Below are 24,453 nucleotides of genomic sequence, written 5' to 3' on the forward strand. Positions count from 1 at the left end.
GCTTACTCCGTGGTCTCGGCCACGCCCGAGCCTTGCCCATCTGGCCGGATTTCGGTGGCTGACCTGTGCATATGCCACGTTGTCCGTCGGTTCGGGCCCCTCCCGCCGCGCCGTCCCTTGGGGTAGCGTCACGGCGCTGTGCGGAGCGCCACGAGGAGCAGGTCATTGCGTGAGTTCACTGTCCCACCCATGGCGGCCGCGCCCCTCGTGGGCGGGTTGGCCGATGCGGTGTTCGACTACGCCGAGGAGGATCCGCACCGGGTCGCGCTCGGCCGGAAGGACGAGAACGGCCACTGGCGGGATGTCGCTGCGGCGACGTTCCGCGACGAGGTGATGGCGCTCGCCAAGGGGCTGATCGCGCACGGCGTCAGGTTCGGCGACCGGGTGGCCCTGATGTCGCGTACGCGCTACGAGTGGACGCTCTTCGACTTCGCCCTGTGGACAATCGGTGCCCAGTCCGTACCGGTCTACCCGACCTCCTCGGCCGAGCAGGTCTTCTGGATGCTGCACGACGCCGATGTGTCCGCCGTCATGGTCGAGCACGAGGACCACGCCATGACGATCGCCTCGGTGATCGACCGGCTGCCCCGGCTCCAGCGGCTCTGGCAGCTCGACGCGGGCGCCGTGACCGAGCTCGTCGGCGCGGGTGCCCATGTCGAGGACGAGGTGGTGCACCGGCACCGGCGCGCGGTGACGCCCGAGTCGGTGGCGACCGTCATCTACACCTCGGGGACGACCGGACGCTCCAAGGGCTGTGTGATCACGCACGCCAATTTCATGTTCGAGACGGACACCATGGCCTCCCGCTGGCAGTCGGTCTTCCGCTCCAGGCCGGGTGACGAGGCCGCCACGCTGCTCTTCCTGCCCCTGGCGCATGTCTTCGGGCGCATGGTCGAGGTCGCCGCCGTGCGCGGCCGCGTGAAGCTGGGCCATCAGCCGGAGCTGTCGGCGAAGGCCCTGATGCCGGACCTGGTGTCGTTCCGGCCGACGTTCATCCTGGCGGTGCCGTACATCTTCGAGAAGGTCTTCAACGCGGCCCGGCGCAAGGCCGAGGCCGAGGGGCGCGCCGGGCCGTTCGACAAGGCCGTGGACATCGCGGTGAAGTATGCCGAGGCGATGGAGGAACGGGCCTTCGGGGCCGGTCCCGGGCCGTCCGCCGGACTGCGGGTGCAGCACCAGTTCTTCGACAAGGTCGTGTACAAGAAGGTACGCGAGGCGATGGGTGGCCGGATCCGGCACGCCATGTCCGGCGGTTCGGGGATGGAGCGGCGGCTCGGGCTGTTCTTCGAGGGCGCGGGCGTCACGGTGTACGAGGGGTACGGGCTGACCGAGTCGACCGCGGCGGCCACCGCCAATCCGCCGGAACGCACGCGGTACGGCACGGTCGGGCAGCCCATCCCCGGCACCACGGTGCACATCGCCGAGGACGGCGAGGTGTGGGTGCACGGCGCCAATGTGTTCGCGGGCTATCTCGGGGCGCCGGAGGCCACCGACGCGGTGCTGCGCGACGGCTGGCTGGCCACCGGGGACCTGGGGGCGCTCGACGAGGAGGGCTATCTGACGATCACCGGCCGGAAGAAGGAGATCCTGGTGACGTCGGGCGGCAAGAGCGTGTCACCGGCCGGCCTGGAGGAGCGGGTACGGGCACATCCGCTGGTCGCCCAGTGCATCGTCGTCGGCAACGACCGGCCGTACATCGCGGCACTGGTCACGGTGGACCAGGAGGCGGTGGACCACTGGCTCGCGATGCAGGGGCGGGTGCCGATGAGGACGGAGGAGCTGGTGCGGGATCCGGACCTGGAGATGGAGGTACGGCGGGCGGTGGTGGCCGCCAACACAGCCGTCTCGCAGGCCGAGTCGATCCGCACGTTCCGGATCCTGGCGCATCCGTTCAGCGAGGAGCACGGTCTGCTCACCCCGTCGCTGAAGCTGAAGCGCAAGGCGATCGAGACGGCGTACGCGGTGGAGGTCGACGCGCTGTACCGCTGAGGCACGGTCGTGCCCCAGCGGTACAGCACGGGCTACGTGATCGAGATGCGGAACAGCTTGTCCGAGCCGTCCGGCTGGTTCCCCTTGTTGTCGCAGTTGGTGGTGGAGAGCCAGAGCTGGTCCCGGCCGGGCACCTGGGTGACCGTGCGCAGTCGCCCGTAGGTACCGACGTAGTAGGCGCTCGGCGTGCCGAGGTTCTCGGTGTCACCGGTGATCGGCACCCGCCACAGCCTCTCGCCCTTCAGCGCGGCCATGTAGATGACGTTGCGGACGATGGCGATCCCGCTGGGCGAGGCTTCGGAGACGCTCCAGGTCTTCTTCGGGTTGGTCATTCCGGCGGTGGAGCAGTTGCCCTCGCAGACGGGCCAGCCGTAGTTGTTCCCCGGCTTGATGAGGTTGAGCTCGTCCTTCTTGCTGTCGCCGAACTCCGCCTCCCACAGGCGGCCGTTGCGGTCGAACGCGAGGCCCTGCGGGTTGCGGTGGCCGTAGCTGTAGACGTAGTTGCCGAACGGGTTGCCGGGAGCGGGCCTGCCGTCCGTGGTCATCCGCAGGATCTTGCCGTTCAGCGAGTTCTTGTCCTGGGCGAGGTCGGGGGTCTGGGCCTCGCCGGTCGAGGCGTACAGATAGCCGTCGGGGCCGAGGACGAGCCGTCCGCCGTTGTGGTATCTGCTCTTCTTGATCCCCTGGAGCAGGACCGTGTATCCGCCGAGCGAGGTGCCGTCGTACGTCATGCGGGCGACCCGGTTGCCCTCGGACGCGGTGTGCATGAAGTACACGTAGTGGTTCGTGGACCACTTGGGGTCGACGGCGACGCCGAGCAGGCCGCCTTCGCCGTCGGTCGTGACGGCCTGGGGCACGGTGCCGACCTGGGTCCTGGTGCCGCCGGGGGTGACCTTGAAGACCTTGAAGCCGTCCCGCTCGGTCACCAGCGCGGTCTTTCCGTCGGGCATCCAGTAGGTGCCCCAGGGGACGGACCAGCCGGTGGAGACGGTGGCGATGCCGGACGGTACGCCGCCGTCGGTGGCGCAGGCCGGGGTGGTGAAGGTGACGGTGTTGCCGGGCGGCGAGGCATTGCCCGCCGCGTCCTTGGCGACGACGTCCAGGACGTAGGGGCTGGCGCAGGCGAGCCCGGTGAGGGTGGTCGTGGTGGCAGGCGGGGTGCCGGACACGGTCTTGTAGACGGTGCTTCCGCTGCGGACCTCATAGGCGGTGACGGCCCTGTCGTCCGTCGAGGCACCCCACTTCAGGACGACGCTGTTGGCGGTGAGGCCCGAGGCGGACAGGGTGCCCGGCACCGAGGGCGCGGTGGTGTCGGAGCCGGGCAGGGTGGTGCAGTCCACGATCGGACTGACCGACGACACATTGCCGGCCGCGTCACGCGCGAACACGGTGATGTCGTACCTGGTCCCGGCCGTGAGCCCGGTCAGGTTCTTCGTCGTGACGTTCCCGGCCGCCTCGGCGAGCTTGTTGCCGTGTTCGTAGATGTCGTACGCGGTGACGCCCACGTTGTCCGTCGCGGCGCCCCAGTTCAGCGTGAGGCTGTTCTCGGTGATCGCCGAGCAGCTGGGCTGCCCCGGTGCGGTGGGGGCCTCGGTGTCCGGCGGGGCGACCGTGAAGTCGACGTAGTCGAGGTTGGGCAGCCCATCGGCCGTCGTGGACGTCAGCCGGATCTTGTTGCTGCCCGCCTCGACCGGGGTGGTCAGGGTGGAGGTGGCCCAGGTGTCCCAGTCGGTGGTGGCGCCGAAGGGGCGGGCGGCGGAGACGACCGTACCGCCGACTGCGACATCCGCGGCCCGGCCGGCCGTCGTCCCGTTGGAGTACCGGACGGCGATTCTTCCGGTCCCGGCAAAGGCGGCGGTGACGGTGAACTCCACGTAGCTTCCGACGACGTTGTCGCCGTTGACGAAGCCGGTCCCGGAGTAGCCGGAGTGGTTGGACTCCACGGCGCCCCGCACGATCGTCGCGGACTCCGCCTCGTACCGGGTGGCTGCCGCGGAGGCGGATTGCGGGACCGCCTGCACCAGGGCGGTGCAGAGCAGCGCCACCACCGGCACGGCCGCCCTTCTGCGTAACGCGGTGAGCGTTCCGATCTGCATCTGAACCTCCGTCAGGGAACCCAGTAGTTGCCGGATGCGACGATCATCGACTGCAGTTGGACGCTTCCGCCGTAGTAGAGCTGCGGGTCGATCGAGGTGGTGGCGAGCCTGTTCCAGAGAGCGTCGAGCCAGACCTGGGAGCCGGAGTCGGTCAGCGCGGTCACGACGAACGGGGCGGTGAACGCCATGTCGTCGCCGCTGTCGAAGGAAGTGCCGTTGAGGTGGTATCCGGTGACGATCTTCTTCGGGTCGCCACCGGTCTTCGACTTGATCCAGGAGTTGAGCTTGCGTGCCGAGGCGAGCGAGGCGGCGTCCCCGCTGGTGACGGCGTCGGTGCCGATGCGCCACGGGTCACGACAGGCGTTCCAGGAGTAGTCGCCGTCGTTGGGGCCTTCGAGCACCTCACCGGCGGCGGGCTTGGGGGTGCTGTTGGTGTTGACGACGAAGTCCGCCAACAAGCCTGTACTGCCAGCGTACTTGGACTGTTGACCGGTGATCAGATCCTGATGGGCCGTGCGCACGGTGTCCCAGGCACTGTCGCCCGTGGCCTTCTTGAAGGCGCGGAAGTGGTCGATCATCCAGTCCGAGGAGCGGGTCATCCAGTAGTGGGACTCACCGGAGTCCGACCAGTCACCGAGCAGCATGAGGTGGGTGGTCGGGTTGACCTCGCTCCTCTTGATGGCGTTGATGTGCTTGACCGCGAGATCCTTGTAGTCGTACGTGCCCGTGGATCCCCACTGCCTGTCGGCGAGAAGCAGGCCGTAGGCGACGTCGAGGTCCCCGTCGGTCGCCGAGTCCGAGCCGTCGACGCTCTTGCAGGAGGCGTCCTGTTCGGCGGCGAGGAGGTTGGCGTTGTTGACCGAGGGATGAGCGAGCATGTATTTTACCATGCCGTCGAAGACGGTCTTCGCCTCCGGGTCCGCCCCCGCCATCGTCGCGGTGACGACCATGCCGTAGCCCTGGGCCTCGGCGACGTAGGGGTGGTCGGCGTCCGGCGAGATGACCTCGTACCAGCCGTTTCCGCAGTTCTTCCTGACGAACGCGGACTTCCAGGCGTTGTACGTCCTGATCACGGCCTGGTCGAGCGTCGACTGCGAGCCCGACGGCTTCAGCGTCCCTGCCGCGTAGGGGAATTGATGGCTGCCGAAGGGAACCGCGGGACCACCGGCGGTGGGGGCCGCGATGTCCAGGTAGTCGAGGTTGGGGCCGCCGTTCGCGGTGGTCGCGGTGGCCCGGACGGTGTTGGCTCCGGCGGCCGGCTGCGCGGGGACGGTCTTGGTCGCCCAGGTGTCCCAGGATCCCGTAGCGCCGAACGAGACCCCGGAGGCGACGACCGTACCGTTGACGCTGATGTCCATCGGCCGGTCGGTGGCGGTGCCGTTGGCATAGCGGATGGCGAGCGACGTGCTCCCCGCTGCGGCGTTCACCGTGAACTCCACGGATGATCCCGCGACATTGGCGTAGTCGACGAATCCCGTACCGGAGTAGCCGGTGTGGTTCGTGGCCACGACCGCCCGGGAGAGCGTCCCGCCCTCCGCCTCGTAACGGGCGGCCGCCGCGGCCGCGGGCGGCGCGGCGAGCAGGGGCAGCAGCAGCCCGGCGGCGGCGAGTGCCGTGCCGCCGATGGTCGGCATGCTCGAAGTGATGCGCATCGGACCTCCTCAGCCCTTGTACTGGACGACGATCCTGGTGAAGTCGTACGGGGACTGGGACACCCCGCTGCAGGCGTCCGCGTCGCCGCCGGAGCCGCAGGCGCGATCCCGGTTGACGGACCAGAAGGCGAAGCGCGCGATGTGGTGCTGCTGCGCGTAGCCGAGGATCGTCCTGAAGTCGGTGGTGGTGACGGTCTCGTCCGACTCGTCGGTCTTCCCGTTCATCGAGGAGACCCCGATGTGCCGGTGGGCCGCGTCGTCGCTGTATCCGTAGGCGCTCTTGACGGCGGCCTTCAGGCCGTCGAGTGCGCTCACCGTGGCCGCACCCATGGTGCCGGTGTGCCCGCCGAAGTCGAACGGCATGACGACCCAGCCGTCGTTGTCCAGGCCTGCCGCGGCACCCCGCTCGATGAGGTCCTTGCCGTTGGCGTCGGGCCCGGTCGGGGTCGTCCCCATGGTCACGTACGTCACGATGCCCGGGTTCCTGGTCTTGACGATCTTCAGGGCGTCGACCACCCGCTGCCGCACGGTCGCCTTGGCGAACTCGGTGTCCTCGATGTCGATGTCCAGCGCCTTGAGGCGGTAGGCGTCGATCACCTTCTGGTAGGCCCCGGCCAGCGCGGAGGCGCTGGAGCACTTCTCGCCCAGCTTGTTGCCGCTCCAGCCGCCCGCCGATACGACAATGTCGCCACCGGCCGCCCGGATCGAGTCGATGGCGGCCTGGTCCGAGCCGCCGGTCAGCGCCCGGTCGCCGTCCCACTTCGGGTTGCAGGTGCCGTCCGAGAGGACGAAGGCGAGCGTGAACCACTTCACACCCGTCGCCGCCATCACATCGGCCGGCTTCTGCGGGTTTCCCCAGCCCAGGTACTCGTACGGGGCCGCGGCCATCGCGCCGGGGCCGACGGCGGTCGCGGTGGCGGCCGGGGAGCCGGCACCCGGAGCCCGGTCCGCCGTGGCCGCGGTGGCCTTCGGGACATGGGCGAGCAGAGGCAGAAACAGACAGCTGAGGCCCGCGAGGACGGCGACGGTACGGCGTGGGGGTCGGTCAACGTGCACGGGTGCTCCCTTCCCGATCAACGTTAGGAAAGGTTCCTAACCATCAGTGCATGGGATTCCCTGGAGAACGATCTGTCAATGCTGCGCGTGGGCCCAAATATCAAAACCCGTACGTGATTTCGCTGTGTTTCGGACAGCTCGGGCACGAACCGACGATGTCGCGCCACGTCCGGGACAAGGCCGGGCCGCACCGAGTGGGGCCCGGACGCGGCGAGGCCGACGGACCGGGATCACCGTGGGCCGGGCAGGGGGGCGGCCACGGACATCGGCCCCGCGGGAATGTCCGGCCCTCCGTGATCGTTGACCTTGAGAATGCCAACCGACGACGTAAGGATCGACCGCTCGTGAGCAAGGTCCCCTCCATCACTCTCAACAACGGCGTCGAAATGCCGCAGCTCGGTTACGGTGTCTGGCAGGTCCCGGACGACGAGGCCGCGAGGACGGTCGCGACAGCCATCGAGGCCGGGTACCGGAGCATCGACACCGCCGCGATCTACGAGAACGAGAAGGGCACCGGCCGGGCCGTGGCGGCCTCCGGCGTCGCCCGCGAAGAGCTCTTCGTCACGACGAAGCTGTGGAATTCCGAGCAGGGCTACGACCCCACCCTGCGCGCCTTCGACGCCTCGCTCGACAGGCTGGGTCTGGACTATGTCGATCTGTACCTGATCCACTGGCCGGTCCCGGCCAAGGACGCCTACATCGACACGTACAAGGCGTTCGAGAAGATCTACTCCGAAGGCCGGGCGAAGGCCATCGGCGTCTCGAATTTCCTTCCCGAGCACCTGGAGCGGCTGCTCGGCGAGACCTCCGTGGTCCCGGTGATCAACCAGATCGAGCTCCACCCGCAGCTCCAGCAGGCCGAGTCGCGCGCCTTGCACGCCAAGCACGGCATCGCGACCGAGGCCTGGTCCCCGCTGGGCCAGGGCAAGGGGCTCCTGGAGGTCCCGACGGTCGTCGCGATCGCCCGGAAGCACGGCCGCACACCGGCCCAGGTGGTGCTCCGCTGGCACATCCAGACCGGCAACGTGGTGATTCCGAAGTCCGTGACGCCGTCCCGGATCGTGGAGAACCTCGATGTGTTCGGCTTCGAGCTGGACGCCGACGACCTGGCCGCGTTCGCCGCGCTGGACGAGGGCAAGCGCCTCGGCCCGAACCCGGGCGAGTTCAACCTCGGCGCCTGAGCCGCGCCACCGCACATCGACGGCGACGCCGACCGCCGCCCGGCCGACGAGCCGGGCGGCGGTCCGCCGCGCAGGGAGGAACGAGAGCATGAGCGGGGACGGCGCACCGGTCGTCGCAGCGGGCCGCTACCGGCTGCGCAACGTGGGCAGCGGCCTGCTGCTGGAGGTGTACGGCTCCGCCAAGGGCGGCGGCGCCCCGGTACAGCAGGGCGAGGAGAACGGTTCGGCGGCCCAGCACTGGCAGCTCTCGCCCGTCCACGAGGGCGCGGCGCTCTACCACCTGGTCAACGCCCACAGCGGCAAGCGCCTGGACGTCGCCAACGCCTCCACCGAGAAGGGCGCCGTGGTCCAGCAGTGGCGTGCCAACAACTACGGCGCCCAGGAATGGCTGATCGAGCGGCACCTGGAAGCACCGGGGGTGGTGACGCTGGTCAGCTTCATCAGCGGGCTCGTCCTCGAAGTGGCCGACGGCAGCACGGCGGACGGCGCCCGGGTCCAGCAGTGGGAGGACACCGACTCCCCCGGTCAGTGGTGGCAGTTGGAGCCGGCGCCGGACAGCCCTTAGGGTCTTTCGTCCGGATCACGCCGGGCGGGTCACGGATCAGGGGCGGACGGGCTGGACACTTCGAGGGCTGTGTGGCCGCGCCCCTTCACCCGTCCGGACCAAAGTCCGCTGTTGCGGGCGTGTCGGGGCGACGCGCGATTCCTGGGGCCTCTACGTCCGCCTTCCGGTGCCGATCGGCCCGTCCGCAGGAGCGGCCGGGTTCCCGACGACCGTGACGCGGGGCGGCGTCCGCCGCGTCGGCATCGGGTTCCGCAGCCCTGCCGCCGGTCCCTGCCGAGAGCCCAAGGCCGCAGGCCACGCGCGACGCGGCCCTCATGGCCCGCTGGCAACGCCTCATCCTGCGGCTTTAATATGGCTTGGCAGGTGAACGGGTTGTCAGCGTTGGTCAGGTGTGGGCGCCTGGAACCGGCGTGCACCGGTTCCAGGCGCCCGGCTGGAACCCCGGCCCGATTCCGGCGGGCCGGGGTTCTACGTCAGGCCAGTGACGAGGTCACCGACCTTGGCTCGGTACGACGGGTCCGGTCACCACTTGCCCTCGTGGCGCTCGAGCACCCGGAAGCTGCCCACCACTCCGTTCACGACCCACACGCCACCCCGGACGTGGCCCGGGAAGACGCCGTCGCTGGAGCTGTGAGGTCCGACGGTGGCGATGGGGGCACCGTTGTCGCAGGTGGCCCCGCGGAAGACCTCGACGGTCCGGCGGCTGTCGTTGCGGATGTTGAGGCTGGTGGAGCCGAGGCCGCTGACCACGGTGATGCAGCCGCCCGGTTCGTCGGAGTACGTGCGCTCGTTGATGTGGATCCGGCCCTCGTAGTGGTCACGGCCTTCGTCGTAGCCACGGCCCTCGTAGCCACGGCCCTCGTAGCCACGGCCCTCGTAGCCACGACCCTCGTTGCCCTTGCCCTCGCCGCCCTTGCTCTCGTTGCCCTTGCCGGCGTCGCCGCCGTCGAGAGCCGAAACGGGAGCGACCTGCTGGGCAACCGCGGCGGCCTGGGCCGTCGAGGAGGGGGCAGCGTAGGCGTAGGTGATGCCGGTGGCGGCCATGGCCGCGGCGGCCGCGACAGCGGCTGTAACGATGGTGGAACGGGTAACCATGTCGCTTCTCCTGTCTCAGAGAGGTCGGCTGAGCAGTCGACCCGGGACGAACGTACTGACGGCTCCCATGACTTTCATTTCGGACACGTTGAAGGCCGACGCCGGGGCGCCGATCGAGGGATAAAAGGTACACCAAATGCTATTTCCATATAATTGGATAAGCCTTCAATCGCCTTTTCCTGTAGGCGAATTGATGTCCAGTTAGCCTGTAAGGGCGACTTTCTGACACCCACTCACTCAGGCGGCAGCGTGTCTCCTCTTGACACGCCGCGGGCGAGGCGGCGAGCGCTGCGCCGGAGGAGTCGAGCGGGTCCGTGGAGACCGGCCCGGCCGGGAAATTTCCGGCACACGCGTACCCCGGTCATGGGCCGAGTGGAGTACGGAATCGGCGCCGGCCGACGGTTCAGCTCTCCAGCCAGCGCCTGAGGTCGTCGGTGTGCTCGCCCAGCCTCGGCGGGCGCCGCTCGTAGCGCGGCGGGGTACGGGACAGCCCGATGGGGTTGGCCACCAGGCGCAGGGGGTCGTCGGGGTCCGAGTCGGCCGGTGTGACACGCGGGGACAGGCCCAGGCGTTCGGCCAGGTCGAAGGCGCCCGCAAGGTCGTTGACCGGACCGCAGGGCACCCCGAGCGGCGTGAGCAGGTCGAACCACTCGGCGGCGGGGCGCAGGACGAGCCGCGCGGAGAGCTCCTCGGCCAGCACGTCGACGTGTGCGACACGATCCTGGTTCGAGGCGAATCGGGCGTCGTCGGCGAGTTTCTCGGCACCCAGGCCCCGGCACAGGGCGAGGAACTGCCGGTCGTTGCCGACGGCCACGACCAGCGGCCGGTCCGCCGCCCGGTAGACCTCGTACGGGGCGATGGACGGGTGCCGGTTGCCGAGGATGCCCGGTATCCGACCGGCCAGGGTGTATCCACCCGCCTGATTGACCATGCTCGACAGCAGCGTGGACAGCAGGTTGACCTCGACGTGCTGCCCCTCGCCGGTGGCGTCGCGATGGCGCAGCGCCGCCAGGACCCCCACGGCCGCGTGCAGGCCCGTGAGCACGTCGACGAGTGCCACGCCCGTCTTGACGGGCTGCCCCGGCGCGGGCCCGGTCACGCTCATCAACCCGCCGACCGCCTGCAACAGCAGGTCGTAGCCGGGCAGCGCGGCGCCTTCACCGGCTCCGAATCCGGTCACCGAGCAGTAGACGATGCCGGGGTTGAGCGCGGCGGCCTCCTCGTAGGAGAGCCCGTGCCTGTCCATCGTGCCGGGACGGAAGTTCTCGAAGAGCACATCGGCGCGGCGCACCAGTTCGTGCGCGTCGCGGCGTCCCCTCTCCGTGCCCAGATCGATGGCGAGGGACCGTTTGTTGCGGTTCACGGAGAGGAAGTAGGTGGACTCGTCATGGGCACGCGGCGGGCCCCAGGCCCGGGTGTCGTCGCCGGAGCCCGGACGTTCCACCTTGATGACGTCAGCGCCCAGGTCCGCGAGGAGCATGGTGGCGTACGGGGCCGCCAGCACCCGCCCGAAATCGGCTATCACCACACCCGACAGGGGCCCGGGGGCGGCGGCGTTCACCAGGTCACCGTCCAAGGACCCCGCGCGTGCATCGCGGTCGTGGTGGTGAAGAACACCCGTACGGCGAGGCTCTGTTCACGCACAGCGAGGGACATGCGCGCAGCATCTCCGTCCGTCTTGGATTCGATGTGCGTTGCGCCGGCGTCGAGGGGTCGCACCGGTGCCTCGACGGCGGGCGGGGCGTCAGTGGGCACGGCGGCCGAGCACCCGACCTCGCTGTCGCCGTACGGGGCGAACTCCCCCTCGCCGTCGCCGCGGTGTGCCGCGGCGACGGGACCGGACAACTCGCGGTCGGGCGCGCGGTGGCCCGCGAGCACGGGCGGGCCGGGTTCGTGGCGGCGGGTCGACCGGTTCAGAGACTCACCCACGCGTCGGCCTCCCGCACCCGCCCGCGGACCGGTCTGTCCGGTCCGTCCTTTCCCCGGAACCCAGCAGGCCGGCATCGGTCAGTCCTTCCGGCCCAGGTGCACCGTGCGTGCCATGAGCAGGAAGACGTCGGGGCGGTGACGCAGCCCGGCCGGGTCCTCGGGGTCGAGCAGGCGGTCCAGTGCCGCGATGTCCTCGGTGGAGAGGGCCTCCCCGAACATCTCGCGCCGACGGCTGAACTCGGCGACGACGTGGTCGAGCGCCGGCCCTGAGAGCGGTGCCGGAAGGTCGAGCAGGAAGCTCCTGGTGCCCTGCGGGGCCAGCCCCACCGCGGTGAACAGGGCGTTCCAGTCCTCGGTCTCCCGCTTGGAGCCGGGCAGTGCCGCCCGCATGTCCTCGAACCACTCCGCGTTGATCGCGTCGAGCCTGGCCTCCAGACCGGGCCGCCCCATGCCGATGTCACGCGGGAGCTGACGCGGCGGCAGACCGCCCTCGACCAGGGCGATGGTCCCACCGGGGCGCAGCAGCCCGGCGAACCCCGCGAGAACGGCACGCTGGTCACCCATGTGGTGCAGGGCGTTGCCCGCCCAGATCAGGTCCGCCTCCCCCAGTCCGGCGAGGTCGTCGGGGAGATCGGCGTGCCGGGTGCGGACCCGGTCACCGAGGCCGAGCCGCTGCGCGCGGGCCCGGGTGCGTTCCAGCAGGGCCGGGGTGCCGTCGACAGCGACCACCTCCGCCTCGGGGAACACCTGGGCGAGCAGGCAGGAGATCACGCCGGGGCCACTGCCGATGTCGAGCACCCTGCGGACCTTCGGCGCCGTGGGCAGGCCGGCGATCCAACGGGCCGCCTCCGCATACTGCCGGCTGCTGAGCTCGGCGTTCTGCTCCAGTGTCGGGCCCAGGACGTCCCAGTCGAATTCGGTGTTGTCGTGGTGATGACCGTGATCGGTGTGCTGGCTCATGCGGACAGCCTCACCGCACATCACCCGCCCGGCAAGCTTTGTTGCCGGTTCGGCAAGCCACCGCTCCGGTACTCCTGTGGACTGACGCCCCGGACGCGCTTGAACGCGGTGCTGAACGCGAACGACTGGCTGTACCCGACCCGCCGCGCCACCGACTCGACCGTGGCGTCCGTCTCCCGCAGCAGGTCGGCGGCGACGGCGAGGCGCCAGCCGGTCAGGTATGCCATCGGGGGCTCCCCGACCAGCTCCGTGAAACGCCGGGCCAGCCCGGCCCGGGAGACCCCGGTCCGGGCGGCGAGACCGGCGACCGTCCAGGGGTGGGCGGGGTCCCGTTGCAGCAATCGCAGAGCCTGCCCGACGACCGGATCACCCAGGGCCCGGTACCAGGCGGGGGCTTCGGCGCCGGGTCTGGCGAACCAGGTCCGCAGCGCGGCGATCAGCAGCAGATCGAGAAGGCGGTCCAGGACCACGCTCTGGCCGGGCTCGTCCTTGGAGATCTCCTCGTCGAGCAGTGTCAGCAGAGGGCTGCCCCGCCCGTCCGCGGGCAGGTGGAGCAGCGGGGGCAGGGCGTCGAGCAGCCGTCGACTGATCTCGCCGTCCAGCAGATAGGTGCCGATGAGCATGGCCGCCGCGCCACCGGGGGCGTTGCCCCAGGTGCGCACCCCCAGCTGCATGGATTCGGAGAGCGGCTCCCCGCGCAGAGTGGTGCAGGTGCCGCCGGGTCCGATCACGGCGTGCGGCGCGGTGCCGGGAGTGTCGGCGACGGTGTACGGATCCGGGCCGCGCGCTATGGCGATGTCACCGGGCCGCAACAGCACGGCGTCCGTGCCCGTGGCCGGAACGATCCAGGCCTCCCCGTCGGTCATCGACATGAGACAGAGCGGGGCCCGGTCCGCGATCCGTACGGACCACGGAGGCTCCATCACCATCCGCAGCAGGAAGGCGCCCTTGGCCCTCGGCCCGTCCAGGAGTCCGGCGAGTGCGTCCATGCCCAGCAGCGTAGACGCACGCGTATGGAGCTGAGCGGCACGGGGATGTCGTGGACGGCACCGCCGGGCGAGCCTTGAGCCATGACACAGAACACGGAGAACGTGCAGCGGGAATCGGTGCTGGTGACGAGCGGTACGGGAAAGACCGGCCGCCGGGTCGTGGAGCGGCTGGCCGCTCGCGGGGTCCCGGTGCGGTCCGGTTCGCGCGGTGGTGAGGTCCGCTTCGACTGGGCGGACGAGTCCAGTTGGGCGCAGGCGCTGCGGGGTGTGGACGCGTCATATGTGACGTACTACCCGGATCTGGCGGCGCCCGGTGCGCCGGAGGCGATGGCGGCCTTCGGGCGGATCGCGGTGGAGAACGGGGTGCGGCGGCTGGTACTGCTGTCCGGACGGGGCGAGCCACAGGCGGTGGTGGCGGAGGAGAGCCTGCGCGCATCGGCGGCCGGGGTGGAACTCACCGTCGTCCGGTCGGCGTTCTTCGCGCAGAACTTCAGCGAAGGAGCGATGCTGGACGGGGTGCTCGGCGGCGAGGTGGTCTTCCCGGCGGGCGGAACCGCCGAGCCGTTCGTGGACGTCGACGATCTCGCCGACGTGGTGGTGGCCGCGCTCACCGAGGACGGCCATGCGGGCGCGGTGCATGAGCTGACCGGGCCGCGACTGCTGACGTTCGACGAGGTCGCGTCGGAGATCGCGCGGGCCACGGGGCGCACGGTGCGGTATCTGCCGGTGACCGGACCGGAGTACGCGCACATGCTGGAGAACTACGGTGTGCCGGGGCCCGAAGCCGGCTTTCTGGCCGACCTGTTCACCACGCTGCTCGACGGGCACAACGCGACGGTGACCGAGGGCGTGAAGCGAGTGCTCAGGCGCGATCCGCAGGACTTCGGGGCGTTCGCCCGTGCGGCGGCGCAGGCGGGTGCGTGGGAGGTCCGTGGCACGCTCGGGGAGTAGCACCGTCGGCCCGTGGGGCGGCCGGGAGCATCGGAACGCACTCGTGGAGGCGCCGGGCTCAGTCTCCGCGTCGCAGCGCCAGCAGCCGGTAGCACGGATCGGGGCGCGGCCGGTCGGGCTCGGGCAGCGCCGTCAGTACGGCCGCGAGCCTCTCGGCCGCCGCCCCCGGCAGGTGCAGGCGCGAGGCGTAATAGCCCTCACGCACCGCCTGCGCCGCGCTCAACGGGGTTTGGCCCTGGCCATGCCCCCGGAAGCGGGCCTCCCCCACCACGTCGAGGCCGGCCTCCGATCCGTACCCGACGACCAGGTCTGTGGAATCGGACGGACCGGCGGCGAGATAGGGGGCGAAGGCCTCGTCGATGTCGCTGCCCACGTCGTGGGCAGCGTCCTTGTCGACGGTGGTGACGAACACACCACCGGGCCGCAGCACTCGCGCCGCTTCGGACACCACCGCCCGCACATCCCCTTCGCCGCGCAGCAGATGCAGCAGCCAGATCGCGCCGACCGCATCCACCGCAGCTTCCGGCAGCGGCAGCCGGCGCGCGTCGGCGAGCACCACCGGGCCGATCCGCTGCCGGGCCATCCGTGCCATGCCGTACGAGGGGTCGGCACCGAATACGCCGAGCCCGGGACGGGCGAGGGCCATTCGCTCGGTGACCAGGCCCGTACCGCAGCCGATGTCCAGCAGGGTGCGGGCAGTGGACGGGACCAGGTCGAGCACCGCCGCGGCCGCCGCCTCGGCTCTGGGCACGCCACCGCGGGTGGCGTCGTAGGCAGCCGCCTCAGTGTTGTAGTTCAGCACCTGCCCGACTCTAGGACAGACCTCTACCGAATGGACACCGGTATATTGCCGGTAGGCCACTGGGCCCATAACTTGCGTTTATGGAGCTGGAGTTGCGCCATCTGCGAACCGTACGTGCCATCGCCGACACCGGGAGCCTGACCAAGGCCGCCGCGGCCCTCGGACTGGCCCAGCCGGCGCTGAGCGCGCAACTGCGACGGATCGAGAGGGCTCTCGGCGGCCCGCTCTTCGAGCGGGACCACACCGGTGCGCGGCCCACGCTCCTCGGTGAGCTGGTGCTCGAACGGGCCCGGGTGGTGCTGCCCGCCGTCAGCGAGCTCCAGGAGGAGGCGGTGCGGTTCGCCAATGCCTGCGGGACGATGGAACGCTTCCGGCTCGGTGGCACGCACGGACCGTTGCTGGGCGGCCTCGTCGACCGTCTGGTCGCCGCGCACCCGACCGCGCCCGTGTCGACGTTCACCTCCTGGTCGGTTACCGAGATCGCCGCCCAACTGGTCGACGGGAGGCTCGACTTCGGACTCATCGGGACCTGCGGGGAGAGCTTGCCACCGGCGAACGACCGGCTGACGTGGCAGGTGGTCGGGGTCGACCCGGTCTTTGTGATGCTGCCGGACTCCCATCCGCTCGCCGCCGAGCCGGAACTCGACCTCTCCGCGCTGGCGGGCGAGTGCTGGGCGGACGTGCCGGGCGAGGGTTGCTTCGCCGACTGTTTCGTCGGCGCCTGCGCGCGGGCCGGGTTCAGCCCGGTGTCGGTGTACGAGACGGACACGACGTCCGTCGTCCATCTGGTCCAGGTCGGGCGGGCGGTCGGGCTGTGCCGGGCGACCTTCCCGCCGACGCCGGGGGTGGTGACCCGCCCGCTCTCCGGTTCACCGCTGAGCTGGCGCCATCTGCTGGGCTGGCACCCCCGCTCGGCTGCGGCCGCAGCCGCGTCCGGAGCGGTGAGCGGACACACCCGGGCGGCGTACGCGGAGGCGGCCGAGCGCAGCGAAAGCTATGCGCGGTGGCTCGCCGGGCATCCGCGCTTCGGCGCCGTGATGTGAGATGTCCGCGATACGACATGGCACCCCGTGTCGACGGATCGGCGCCGCGCGTGACGGGTCACCGCATACCGACATACCGATGGGGCGCATGGCGATGGGGCATGACACCTCGCGCCGGCACCGCAATGTGACATGCCACCGCGCGCCAACAGATCGGATATTGCAATGTGACATGTCATCGTGCACAGCTCGGCCGGGCCCCGCGAAGGCACCCGGCCCTGGCGGATCCACCGCTCCGGATCCACCGCTCCGGACCCACCGTGCCGGACCCGCCGCGCTCCCTGCCGCCGCGCACCTGCGGTGGGCGCCGCGGCTGCGCGGCGCCCACCCGCGTCACCCACCCGCGTCACCCACCCGAGTCGCCCGCCCACGTCACCCCGGCCCCCATCGGGCGCCCGGCTCCTCGTCGGGCGCCCGGCTCCTCGTCGGGCGCCGGACCCCGGTACCTCGATTCTCGACGGCGTGCCCGCCCGGCTATCTCACGCCGTGTCCGGGGGCGATCGCCACCACCCGCGCGGCCAGATTGAGATCGTTCTCGGTGACCACGCCACCCGCGTCATGGGTGTTCACGGACAGGGTGACGGTGTTGTAACCGAGGGTCAGATCGGAGTGGTGATTCAGTTCGTCCTGGATCTGGGCCACGTGCACGGTCAGCCCGACTGCGGCAAAATGCGTGTGGAGCCGGTAGGTACAGGTGATGCTGTCACCCTCCAGCGACCAGCCGGGCAGGTCACCCAGACGGTCCTCGATCTCTTTCTGCGACAATGGTGCGGCAGGCATGCTGGGACTCCCTCACGAGCGTTCGGTGCCGGTCGACGGTGCCGGTGACGTTACGGTCTTGGTATGACAACTGTCGCGCTTGACACGGGGGTAGGGCCGCTGCTGCGCAGCTGGCGGGAGCAGCGTCGGATCAGCCAGCTCGAACTGGCCCTCCGCGCCGATTCCTCGGCCCGGCACATTTCCTTCATCGAGACGGGCCGCTCCCGCCCCAGCGAGGACATGATCCTGCGGCTCGCCGAACACCTCGACATCCCGGTCAGGGAACGCAACGCCCTGCTCGTGGTGGCCGGTTACGCGCCCCGATACGCACAGACCGCGCTCGACGACCCGGCGCTGGGCGCGCTGCGCGAGGGGATGGAGCGGCTGCTCCAGGGGTACGACCCGTATCCGGCGCTCGTCGTCGACGGCATGTACAACGTGGTGGCGGCCAATCGGGGTATCGCCATGCTGCTGGAGGGCGTGGCCGGGCATCTGCTGGTCCCGCCGTTGAACGCCATGCGGCTCACGCTCCATCCGCAGGGCCTGGCCCCGCGCATCCGTAACCTTCGTGAGTGGCGGGCCGACCTGCTGGCACAGATGGAACGCCAGATCGCCCTGGCCCGGTCGGCGGAGCTGCGTGAGCTGTACGAGGAGGTCGCGGGCTATCCCGCACCGGACGGCACCGGCACGGCCGAGAGCTGCGGGGGCGCCGCAACCACCGGGACCCCCGGAATCGGCGGGCACAGCGGCGCCATCGGCGCAAGCGGGGACGAAAACGGGGTCGGCGGCGGCCCTGGGAACGACAAGGCGGTCGGCCCCGCGTCACCTCTGCCCTTCGCGTTGCCCCTGCACATCGAACACGGCGGGCGGGTGCTCTCGTTCGTCTCCTCCATCGCGACGTTCAACACACCGATGGACGTGACGGTGGCGGAACTGGCCATCGAGACCTTCCTGCCCGCCGACCGGGCCACCGCCGACCATCTGCGCTCCCTCACTTCCTGACGACGGCGGGCCCAGGGTGCCGAACGCGCCGAGAACGCGGCGACGGTGCTCGCGACGGCCAGCACTGCCACGGCGAGCAGCAGGGAAAGACCCGGGTGCCCGTCCAGCACGGCCGCTGCGCCGACGAGCGCGCCCCGTAATCCCTGGCGGGCGCACGACGACAGCCACGGCACCTCGCCGCGTCGTCGGAACGTCCGCATACATCCGGTATGCGGACGTCCCTCCGCCTTGCGAGGCACCGCATCCGACGCCACGCTGCTCCACCAGGGATTACGGGACACCCCTAGCTAGACGCGTGCTCCGTTGTCGAGCGGATCCCGGCGCGCCGTTCGCGAACCGGAACGGCGGCTCGGGGCCCTCTTCCGGGCGGGCGGCGGGGCCTTGCTGCTCCGCTCCAGGACGAGCGCGGCCGGTACGGCGGTCAGCACCGAGGAGTACGTCCCGACGCAGATGCCGATGAGCAGGGCGAGCGCGAAGTCCGCGAGGGAGTCGCCCCCCAGCACGGCGAGAGCGGTCAGGATGAACAGGGCTCCCATCCCGGTGTTGACCGTTCTGGGGACGGTCTGCAGAACGGCCTGGTTGGCGATCGTGCCGACCGGTGTGCGACGGGCCTTCGCCCACAGTTCCCGCAGCCGGTCGAAGACCACCACCGAGTCGTTGACGGAGTATCCGATGACGGTGAGGAGCGCGGCGAGGAAGATGCCGTCGCCGGTGCGTCCGAGCCAGGCGAAGGCGCCGACCAGGATGATGACGTCGTGGACCAGCGCCCCGACCGAGGCCAGGGCGAACGTCCAGCGGAACCGGATCGCCAGATAGGCCAGCTGCACGAGGACGGCGATGCCGAGGGCGATCAGGGCATTGCGCCGGAGCTCGTCCCCGAGGCTGGGTCCGATGAGTTCGTCACGGATCTTGGTGGTCTTGCCGCCTTCCTCCGCGAGGGCCGCGCGCAGGACCTGTTCGCCGTCGTCGTCGAGCTTTCCGGTACGTACCGAGAGGTCGCCCGCGCCGGCCGTGGTGACCTCGGCGTCGCCGAAACCGGCGTCGGCCAGGGCGCTGCGGGCGCGCTCGACGTCTACTGGTCGACTGGTCGAGTACTCGACCAGCCGGCCACCGGTGAACTCGACGCCCAGATTGACGCCGCGTACGACGATGCCGAGGACCGCGACGGCGATCAGTGCCGTGGAGATCAGCAGCCAGCGACGTGGGGAGCGCATCAGCTGGGGGTTGCGACGGGTCAGCCAGGTCCGCACCCGACCGGGACTGGCGATGCCGTTGACACCCCGGTAGTCGTTGACGAAGCGTGAGCCCGAGGCGATCTCGGTGAGCGCACGGGCGATGACGAGGGCGGAGAACATCGAGGCGATCACACCGATGGCGAGTGTGACGCCGAAGCCCTTCACCGGTCCGGAGCCGAGGAAGAAGAGCAGACCGGCCGCGATCAGTGTCGTCACGTTGGAGTCGGCGACCGCGCTCCAGGCACCGCGGAACCCTGCGGTCAGCGACGAGCGCAGCGTGCGGCCCGGACGCTGCGCCTGTTCTTCTCTGGCCCGTTCGAAGACCAGCACGTTGGCGTCGACCGCCATCCCGATGGCCAGAACGAATCCGGCGAGGCCGGGCAGGGTGAGGGTGACGCCGAGGGCGACCAGGGCCGCGTAGGAGATCAGTCCGTAGGCGGCGAGCGCGACGGCGGCGAGCGCGCCGAAGAGCCGGTAGACGACGGTGATGAAGAGCGCGGTGGCCGCGGCGCCGATGAGCGCGGCACGGGCGCTGGCGTCGATGGCGGCGGCGCCGAGCGTCGGGCCGACGGTCCGCTGCTCGACGATCTCGACCGGGAGCGGCAGGGCGCCGCCCTTGATGAGCAGGGCCAGTTCCCTGGCCTCGTCGGCGCTGAAGGAGCCGGTGATCTGGGTGGAGCCCGAGGGCAGACCCACGCCGCAGCCGACCGAGGGGGAAACCTGCGGCGAGGAGATGATCTGCTGGTCGAGGACGATGGCGACGCGCCGCCGCTCGTCCTGGACCGGATGACAGGCGGCCTCGCCGGTCAGTCGGGTCCAGTCCTGGCCCGCCTTCTTGTGGAAGTCGAGGGAGACGGTCCAGCCGGCGCCCTGTTGGGCGTCGAACACGGCGGTCGCGTCCTTGACTCCCGCGCCGGAGAGCCGGGCCGGGCCGAGGTCGAGGGAGCGGCCCTGCTCGTCGGCGAGCGTCGGCCCGCCGTCGGCCCGGTCGTCCGTCTTGCCGTCCGCCCTGCCGTTGTCCTGTGCGCCAGGGCCGTTGTCCTGGGTGCCGGGGCCCTGAACGGCGTGGAAGCTGAGCTGGGCGGTTCTGCCGATGACTTCGGCGGCCTTGCGCGGGTCCTGGACGTCCGGGAGTTCGACGATGATCCGGTCCTCGCCGGAACGGGTCAGGGTGGGCTCGGCGACGCCGAGCGAGTCGATGCGCTGGCGGAGCACCTCAAGGGTGCGGTCGGTGCTCTCCCGGTCCGCTTTCGCGGTGTCGGAGTCCTTGGCCTGGAGCACCATTCTGGTGCCGCCCTGAAGATCGAGGCCGAGTCTGGGTGACATGGTCAGCGTGATGAGCGCGGAGACGAGCAGAACGGCCGCAGCCAGAACCGCTCGCACCGTGGTGGCGCGAGTCATGGGTTTCCTCCGAGGGGGCGCCGGACGCCCTCACCTCGGCAAGGACGGGACGGCGGTTCTGTGGAACGGGCCCGGTGACAGGACCGGTGGCCGGTGAACGGCCGTCCCCGGAGGCCCGCGTACGCCGGGAAGCGCGACGCGGAAGCGGCCGGTGGCACGAGGGGGTGCGGCGGGGGGCCGCTGGCGGGTGTGGTGCGGCGGGCGGACGGTGGGTGGACCGGACAGCAGGATGTCGGTGCCGGGCGGCGGAAGTTGGTGTGCGGTCCGTGCGTGGTCGGTGCCGGCCCTGGGCTGGGGAGCGGTCGTGGGCGCGGGCCGGTGGCGGTCGGTCGCCGTGGCCGTGCGGGTGCGGCGGGTGTCGTGGACGGTGCTCGTCCGGGCGGTCCGGTCGGTGTGCGGGGTGGGCTGATGGGCGCCGGGCGAGGACGCGGCGGCGGGCGGCACACCGGCGAACGGCCGGGCGGGGAGCACGGCTCCGGCGGCTGCGGGGGCGCCGCCCACGACGGTGAGCACGGCGAGCAGGAGTGCGACGAGGAACTGCCGGGCCGCCGGCACGCGTTCGCGATGCGCCGGGGTGCCCGGCCTTGCCCTCGGGGGCGCGTTCCCCGGGGGCGGCCCCGGGAGGGGGGTCACCTCTGTCGACCGGGCAGGGCCGGTGCCGCTTCGGCGCGGCGGAGCACGGAGTCGAGGATCAGCCCGGCGCCGCGTACGACCGTGGTCGCCGGGTCCTCGGCGAGACGCACCGGAACGCCGAGCCGGACCGCGATCCGGTCGGTTATGTCGGGGCGGGCGGCGCCGCCACCGGCGAGCAACGGGCCCTTGCGCAGGGCTCCCAGGACGGCGCCGTGCCGGTCCTGCTGCCACATCGCCATGACCATGTCCGAGACGGTGCGCACGACGGCGGTGGGTGGCTCGCAGGGGTCGAGGTCGCTCAGTCCCGTCTCGGCCTGGCGGGCGTCACGGACCAGTCCGTCGACGAGAAGGGTCACCTCGGTCAGCTCGGCGCCGAGGTCGACGACGAGCAGCGGGCCGCTGTCCCGCGGTCCGGCGCAAGCGGCGGCGGCTCTCGCGCTGTCCAGAGCGATGACGCCGATCGGCCCGAGTGCGGCGATCAGCTCCCTCGCGACGGCGCGGTGCTCGGATCCGGCGAGGACGGGATGGCTGAGGACGATCACGCTGTCGGTGCGGTCCGCGCCCAGTGCCCTCTCCGCGATACGGCCGAGCATCCGGCCGCAGGACACGGGGTCTACGATGCGCCCCCGCCGGACGGGACGCCCGTGCCCGGGTTCGGTGCCGGGGTCGCCGCAGGCTCCGAGGTCGGCGATGACGCCGTGTCCGGGCAGCCAGGCACGGGTCCGGGAGCTGCCGAGGTCGAGGGCGAGGCCGCGGGTGACTCCCCGGTACTCCCGGTGGATGGACGGGTCGATTCGCGGTCCGTCGTGCAGCGAACGCATCGTCCCTCCCCCGGCCTGCCACCGCAGCCGTCCATACACCCATGGACCCGCTGATAGCGAGGCATGGCCGAGCCCTCACTATGCAATAGGGAGGCAAAGAAAGCCACTCCCAGGTAAATCCAAGGGCTCGGCGATGCGCGGTCCCGGTCCTGTCGTCAGACCTCCGACGGAAGGAATCCGGAGATCAGTTCGGCGAACTCGTCCGGCGCTGCGATCCGGACACCGAGGTCCTCGGCCTTGGTGCGCTTGGATCCGGCCTTCTCGCCGGCCACGAGGAGGGTGGTGCGCTTGGAGACGCTGGACGAGGACTTCCCACCGGCCCGCTCGATCAGTTCGTTCATCTGATTCCGGGACAGCTTCTCCAGCACACCCGTCATGGCTCCGGTGACCACCACGGTCATTCCGTCGAGGGGCAGCCCGGCGGCCCCCGCCCCGTCCGCGGCGGCGGCCGCTTCCGTGTCTTCCTCGCCCGGCTCGGGCGGCGGCGTCGCTCCGGGCTCCGTCATGTTGACCCCGGCGGCCACCAGCTTCTCGATCAGCGGGGCCAGTTCCAGCAGCTCCGCGACGACGCCCGCGGCCTTCTCCTTCCCGATGCCGTCGACCCGCTGGAGCTCCTCGGCGTCCGCGGCCCTGATCCGGTCCATGTCCGCGAAGTACCGGGCGATCCGCCGTGACATGGAGCGCCCGGTGCCGCGTACCCCCAGCGCGCAGAAGACGCGGGAGAGCGGCTGGGTCCGTGCCGCTTCGATGGCGGCCAGGAGGTTGTCGGTGCTGGTCTCGCCCATCCGCTCCAGGCCGAGCAGCTGCTCCCGGTCGAGAGTGAAGAGGTCGGCGAAATCGGCCACCAGGCCCGCGTCGACGAGCTGGACGACCCGGGTCGCGCCGAGGCCCTCGATATCGAGCTGGTCGCGGCCCGCCGCGTACGAGATGGACGCGACGAGGCGGCAGTCGCGGCCCCGGACACAGCGCCAGCGCTGCTCGCTGGTGTCGATCTCCGAGCCGCACTGCGGGCACGCCTCGGGGAAGACGACGGGCTGCTCGTCACCGGTCCGCAGATGGGCGACGGGCGCCTCGATACGGGGGATGATGTCGCCTGCCTTGTAGACCATCACCCGGTCGCCGATGCGCAGATCGCGGCGGGTGATGTCGGCCGGGTTGTGCAGCGTGGCGTAGCCGACGGTCGAGCCGTCGATCTCGACCGGTTCCAGTACGGCGCGCGGTGCGATGATGCCGGTCCTGCCCACGTTCCATTCCACGCCGAGGAGCCGGGTGACCTTCTCCACGGCCGGGAGTTTGTAGGCGATGGCCCAGCGCGGCGCCCTGGTCCCGGAGCCGGCCTCGCGCTGGTCGGCCGCGAGATCCGCCTTGATCACGACGCCGTCGATGCCGAACGGCAACGACGCGCGCAGGGCCGCGACCTCCTCGACCCGGGCCTGCGCCTCCTCGACGGCGGTCACGGTGCGCGGCGCCACGGCCGTGTCCGCCGCGGTGTGCACGCCCAGCGCGGCGACGTGGGAAAGGACCTCGCTGTGCGGGAGTTCGGCGAGGGTGTCGGTCAGCTCTCCGGACTCGGGCAGCGGCAGGGCGCCGTAGGCGAAGAACGTCATCTCCACCGTGTACGCCCGGTCCTTGGCGCGCAGGGTGCCCGCCGCGCCGTTCCTCGGGTTGGCGAAGGGGGCGCCGCCGTGCTCGGTACGCACGGCGTTGGCCTGTTCGAACTGCTCGTTCGTCATGAGGATCTCGCCGCGTATCTCGATCGTCACCGGCTCGGCGAGTCGCTCGGGGAGGCCGGACACGGTGCCGATCGCGTGCGAGACGTCCTCGCCCGCGGTGCCGTCGCCCCGGGTGATCAGCCGTTCCAGACGGCCCGCCCGGTAGCGGGCGGCGACCGCCAGGCCGTCGAGCTTCGGCTCCACGCTCCACGCGGCGACGGGCCTGCCGATCCGGCGTTCCAGGGACGCGGTCCAGGTGGCGAACTGCTCGGCGGAGAAGACATTGTCCAGCGAGAGCATCGGTGCCGTGTGCGGCACGTCGCCACTCGCGGCGCCGCCCGCCACCTTGCCGGTCGGCGAGGTGGCCAGAACCTCCTGCGGGTGCTCCTGTTCGTATGCGGCGATCCCCCGCACCAGCCGGTCGTACGCGTCGTCGTCGAGCGCGCTCTCGCCCGTGGCGTAGTACGCGGCGGCGGCCTGCGACGCTTCTTCGACCGCGGCGGCGTAGGCGGCGGCATCGGCGAGCACAACAGCTGAGTTCGTCATGGCCCCCATCCTGCCGCCCACCACTGACAACGCCCC

General features: G+C 70.9%; 20 protein-coding genes. 6 read left to right on the plus strand and 14 right to left on the minus strand.

Features of this window, described 5'->3' with window-relative positions:
* Positions 1 to 189 precede the first annotated feature (189 nt).
* Positions 190 to 1,989: a long-chain fatty acid--CoA ligase gene (locus tag ACIOHC_RS32620; RefSeq protein WP_351083023.1), complete on the plus strand. Its 1,800-nt coding sequence runs from the start codon at positions 190 to 192 to the stop codon at positions 1,987 to 1,989.
* 32 nt (positions 1,990 to 2,021) lie between these two features.
* Here ACIOHC_RS32620 and ACIOHC_RS32625 read toward each other — a convergent pair whose 3' ends face one another.
* The 3 genes from ACIOHC_RS32625 to ACIOHC_RS32635 are packed head-to-tail and all read right to left on the minus strand — an operon-like array spanning position 2,022 to position 6,793.
* Positions 2,022 to 4,085: a PQQ-dependent sugar dehydrogenase gene (locus ACIOHC_RS32625; protein ID WP_401845120.1), complete on the minus strand. Its 2,064-nt coding sequence runs from the start codon at positions 4,083 to 4,085 to the stop codon at positions 2,022 to 2,024.
* A gap of 11 nt (positions 4,086 to 4,096) precedes the next feature.
* Positions 4,097 to 5,737: a glycosyl hydrolase family 8 gene (locus ACIOHC_RS32630; protein WP_401845122.1), complete on the minus strand. Its 1,641-nt coding sequence runs from the start codon at positions 5,735 to 5,737 to the stop codon at positions 4,097 to 4,099.
* A 9-nt stretch (positions 5,738 to 5,746) separates the two neighbouring features.
* On the minus strand, positions 5,747 to 6,793 hold the full coding sequence (locus ACIOHC_RS32635) for a chitinase (protein WP_401845125.1): 1,047 nt from the start codon (positions 6,791 to 6,793) through the stop codon (positions 5,747 to 5,749).
* A gap of 344 nt (positions 6,794 to 7,137) precedes the next feature.
* On the opposite strand from ACIOHC_RS32635, the gene ACIOHC_RS32640 reads away from it, so the two are divergent.
* Positions 7,138 to 7,974, plus strand: coding sequence for an aldo/keto reductase (locus ACIOHC_RS32640; RefSeq protein WP_351083015.1), 837 nt, complete (start codon positions 7,138 to 7,140; stop codon positions 7,972 to 7,974).
* Positions 7,975 to 8,062: 88 nt separating this feature from the next.
* A complete protein-coding gene (locus ACIOHC_RS32645) occupies positions 8,063 to 8,539 on the plus strand; it encodes an RICIN domain-containing protein (protein WP_351083013.1) in 477 nt (158 codons plus the stop codon).
* A gap of 522 nt (positions 8,540 to 9,061) precedes the next feature.
* Here ACIOHC_RS32645 and ACIOHC_RS32650 read toward each other — a convergent pair.
* From ACIOHC_RS32650 to ACIOHC_RS32670, 5 genes are all read right to left on the minus strand, one after another.
* Positions 9,062 to 9,634, minus strand: coding sequence for a hypothetical protein (locus ACIOHC_RS32650; protein ID WP_401845128.1), 573 nt, complete (start codon positions 9,632 to 9,634; stop codon positions 9,062 to 9,064).
* Positions 9,635 to 10,037: 403 nt separating this feature from the next.
* A complete protein-coding gene (locus tag ACIOHC_RS32655) occupies positions 10,038 to 11,195 on the minus strand; it encodes a CaiB/BaiF CoA transferase family protein (RefSeq protein WP_401845130.1) in 1,158 nt (385 codons plus the stop codon).
* Entirely contained in the window at positions 11,192 to 11,563 is a 372-nt protein-coding gene (locus ACIOHC_RS32660) for a hypothetical protein (RefSeq protein WP_401845132.1), read from the minus strand. Before ACIOHC_RS32660 ends, ACIOHC_RS32655 begins: the two co-directional genes overlap by 4 nt.
* 78 nt (positions 11,564 to 11,641) lie before the next feature.
* On the minus strand, positions 11,642 to 12,523 hold the full coding sequence (locus tag ACIOHC_RS32665) for a class I SAM-dependent methyltransferase (RefSeq protein ID WP_365693710.1): 882 nt from the start codon (positions 12,521 to 12,523) through the stop codon (positions 11,642 to 11,644).
* Between the two features lie 20 nt (positions 12,524 to 12,543).
* The gene (locus ACIOHC_RS32670; protein ID WP_351085085.1) at positions 12,544 to 13,512 is read right to left on the minus strand and encodes an AraC family transcriptional regulator; all 969 of its coding nucleotides are present in this window, start codon (positions 13,510 to 13,512) and stop codon (positions 12,544 to 12,546) included.
* Positions 13,513 to 13,593: 81 nt separating this feature from the next.
* Here ACIOHC_RS32670 and ACIOHC_RS32675 point away from each other — a divergent pair, with 81 nt between their 5' ends.
* Entirely contained in the window at positions 13,594 to 14,463 is an 870-nt protein-coding gene (locus ACIOHC_RS32675; RefSeq protein WP_351085088.1) for an NmrA family NAD(P)-binding protein, read from the plus strand.
* Between the two features lie 58 nt (positions 14,464 to 14,521).
* On the opposite strand, the gene ACIOHC_RS32680 is transcribed toward ACIOHC_RS32675, so the two are convergent.
* On the minus strand, positions 14,522 to 15,265 hold the full coding sequence (locus ACIOHC_RS32680) for a class I SAM-dependent methyltransferase (RefSeq protein ID WP_351085090.1): 744 nt from the start codon (positions 15,263 to 15,265) through the stop codon (positions 14,522 to 14,524).
* Positions 15,266 to 15,345: 80 nt separating this feature from the next.
* On the opposite strand from ACIOHC_RS32680, the gene ACIOHC_RS32685 reads away from it, so the two are divergent.
* Entirely contained in the window at positions 15,346 to 16,308 is a 963-nt protein-coding gene (locus ACIOHC_RS32685; RefSeq protein ID WP_351085093.1) for a LysR family transcriptional regulator, read from the plus strand.
* A 474-nt stretch (positions 16,309 to 16,782) separates the two neighbouring features.
* Here ACIOHC_RS32685 and ACIOHC_RS32690 read toward each other — a convergent pair whose 3' ends face one another.
* Positions 16,783 to 17,088 carry a 4a-hydroxytetrahydrobiopterin dehydratase gene (locus ACIOHC_RS32690; protein ID WP_351085095.1) on the minus strand — a complete coding sequence of 102 codons (306 nt, stop codon included), beginning with the start codon at positions 17,086 to 17,088 and terminating at the stop codon, positions 16,783 to 16,785.
* A 63-nt stretch (positions 17,089 to 17,151) separates the two neighbouring features.
* On the opposite strand from ACIOHC_RS32690, the gene ACIOHC_RS32695 reads away from it, so the two are divergent.
* Positions 17,152 to 18,069: a helix-turn-helix transcriptional regulator gene (locus ACIOHC_RS32695; protein ID WP_351085098.1), complete on the plus strand. Its 918-nt coding sequence runs from the start codon at positions 17,152 to 17,154 to the stop codon at positions 18,067 to 18,069.
* Positions 18,070 to 18,356: 287 nt separating this feature from the next.
* Here the strand turns inward: ACIOHC_RS32695 and secD are convergent, their stop codons facing one another.
* The 4 genes from secD to ligA all read right to left on the minus strand — a co-directional run bounded on the left by secD (position 18,357) and on the right by ligA (position 24,426).
* Entirely contained in the window at positions 18,357 to 20,705 is a 2,349-nt protein-coding gene (secD, locus tag ACIOHC_RS32700) for a protein translocase subunit SecD (RefSeq protein WP_401845136.1), read from the minus strand.
* 30 nt (positions 20,706 to 20,735) lie between these two features.
* Positions 20,736 to 21,260, minus strand: a complete 525-nt coding sequence (locus tag ACIOHC_RS32705) for a hypothetical protein (protein WP_389637573.1) — start codon at positions 21,258 to 21,260, stop codon at positions 20,736 to 20,738.
* 74 nt (positions 21,261 to 21,334) lie between these two features.
* A complete protein-coding gene (locus ACIOHC_RS32710; protein ID WP_351085105.1) occupies positions 21,335 to 22,159 on the minus strand; it encodes a rod shape-determining protein MreC in 825 nt (274 codons plus the stop codon).
* A 155-nt stretch (positions 22,160 to 22,314) separates the two neighbouring features.
* On the minus strand, positions 22,315 to 24,426 hold the full coding sequence (ligA, locus tag ACIOHC_RS32715) for an NAD-dependent DNA ligase LigA (RefSeq protein WP_351085108.1): 2,112 nt from the start codon (positions 24,424 to 24,426) through the stop codon (positions 22,315 to 22,317).
* Between the last annotated feature and the right edge of the window lie 27 nt (positions 24,427 to 24,453).

This window comes from Streptomyces sp. NPDC088252 (assembly GCF_044740965.1).
GTDB lineage: Bacteria > Actinomycetota > Actinomycetes > Streptomycetales > Streptomycetaceae > Streptomyces.

Bases quoted from the DNA above. Each gene is read 5' to 3' on its own strand.
- ACIOHC_RS32625 (WP_401845120.1), bottom strand. From the start codon at position 4,085: ATGCAGATCGGAACGCTCACCGCGTTACGCAGAAGGGCGGCCGTGCCG.
- ACIOHC_RS32665 (WP_365693710.1), bottom strand. From the start codon at position 12,523: ATGAGCCAGCACACCGATCACGGTCATCACCACGACAACACCGAATTC.
- ACIOHC_RS32645 (WP_351083013.1), top strand. From the start codon at position 8,063: ATGAGCGGGGACGGCGCACCGGTCGTCGCAGCGGGCCGCTACCGGCTG.
- ACIOHC_RS32675 (WP_351085088.1), top strand. From the start codon at position 13,594: ATGACACAGAACACGGAGAACGTGCAGCGGGAATCGGTGCTGGTGACG.
- ACIOHC_RS32630 (WP_401845122.1), bottom strand. From the start codon at position 5,737: ATGCGCATCACTTCGAGCATGCCGACCATCGGCGGCACGGCACTCGCC.
- ACIOHC_RS32650 (WP_401845128.1), bottom strand. From the start codon at position 9,634: ATGGTTACCCGTTCCACCATCGTTACAGCCGCTGTCGCGGCCGCCGCG.
- ligA (WP_351085108.1), bottom strand. From the start codon at position 24,426: ATGGGGGCCATGACGAACTCAGCTGTTGTGCTCGCCGATGCCGCCGCC.
- ACIOHC_RS32670 (WP_351085085.1), bottom strand. From the start codon at position 13,512: ATGGACGCACTCGCCGGACTCCTGGACGGGCCGAGGGCCAAGGGCGCC.
- ACIOHC_RS32620 (WP_351083023.1), top strand. From the start codon at position 190: ATGGCGGCCGCGCCCCTCGTGGGCGGGTTGGCCGATGCGGTGTTCGAC.
- ACIOHC_RS32695 (WP_351085098.1), top strand. From the start codon at position 17,152: ATGACAACTGTCGCGCTTGACACGGGGGTAGGGCCGCTGCTGCGCAGC.
- ACIOHC_RS32710 (WP_351085105.1), bottom strand. From the start codon at position 22,159: ATGCGTTCGCTGCACGACGGACCGCGAATCGACCCGTCCATCCACCGG.
- ACIOHC_RS32685 (WP_351085093.1), top strand. From the start codon at position 15,346: ATGGAGCTGGAGTTGCGCCATCTGCGAACCGTACGTGCCATCGCCGAC.
- secD (WP_401845136.1), bottom strand. From the start codon at position 20,705: ATGACTCGCGCCACCACGGTGCGAGCGGTTCTGGCTGCGGCCGTTCTG.
- ACIOHC_RS32690 (WP_351085095.1), bottom strand. From the start codon at position 17,088: ATGCCTGCCGCACCATTGTCGCAGAAAGAGATCGAGGACCGTCTGGGT.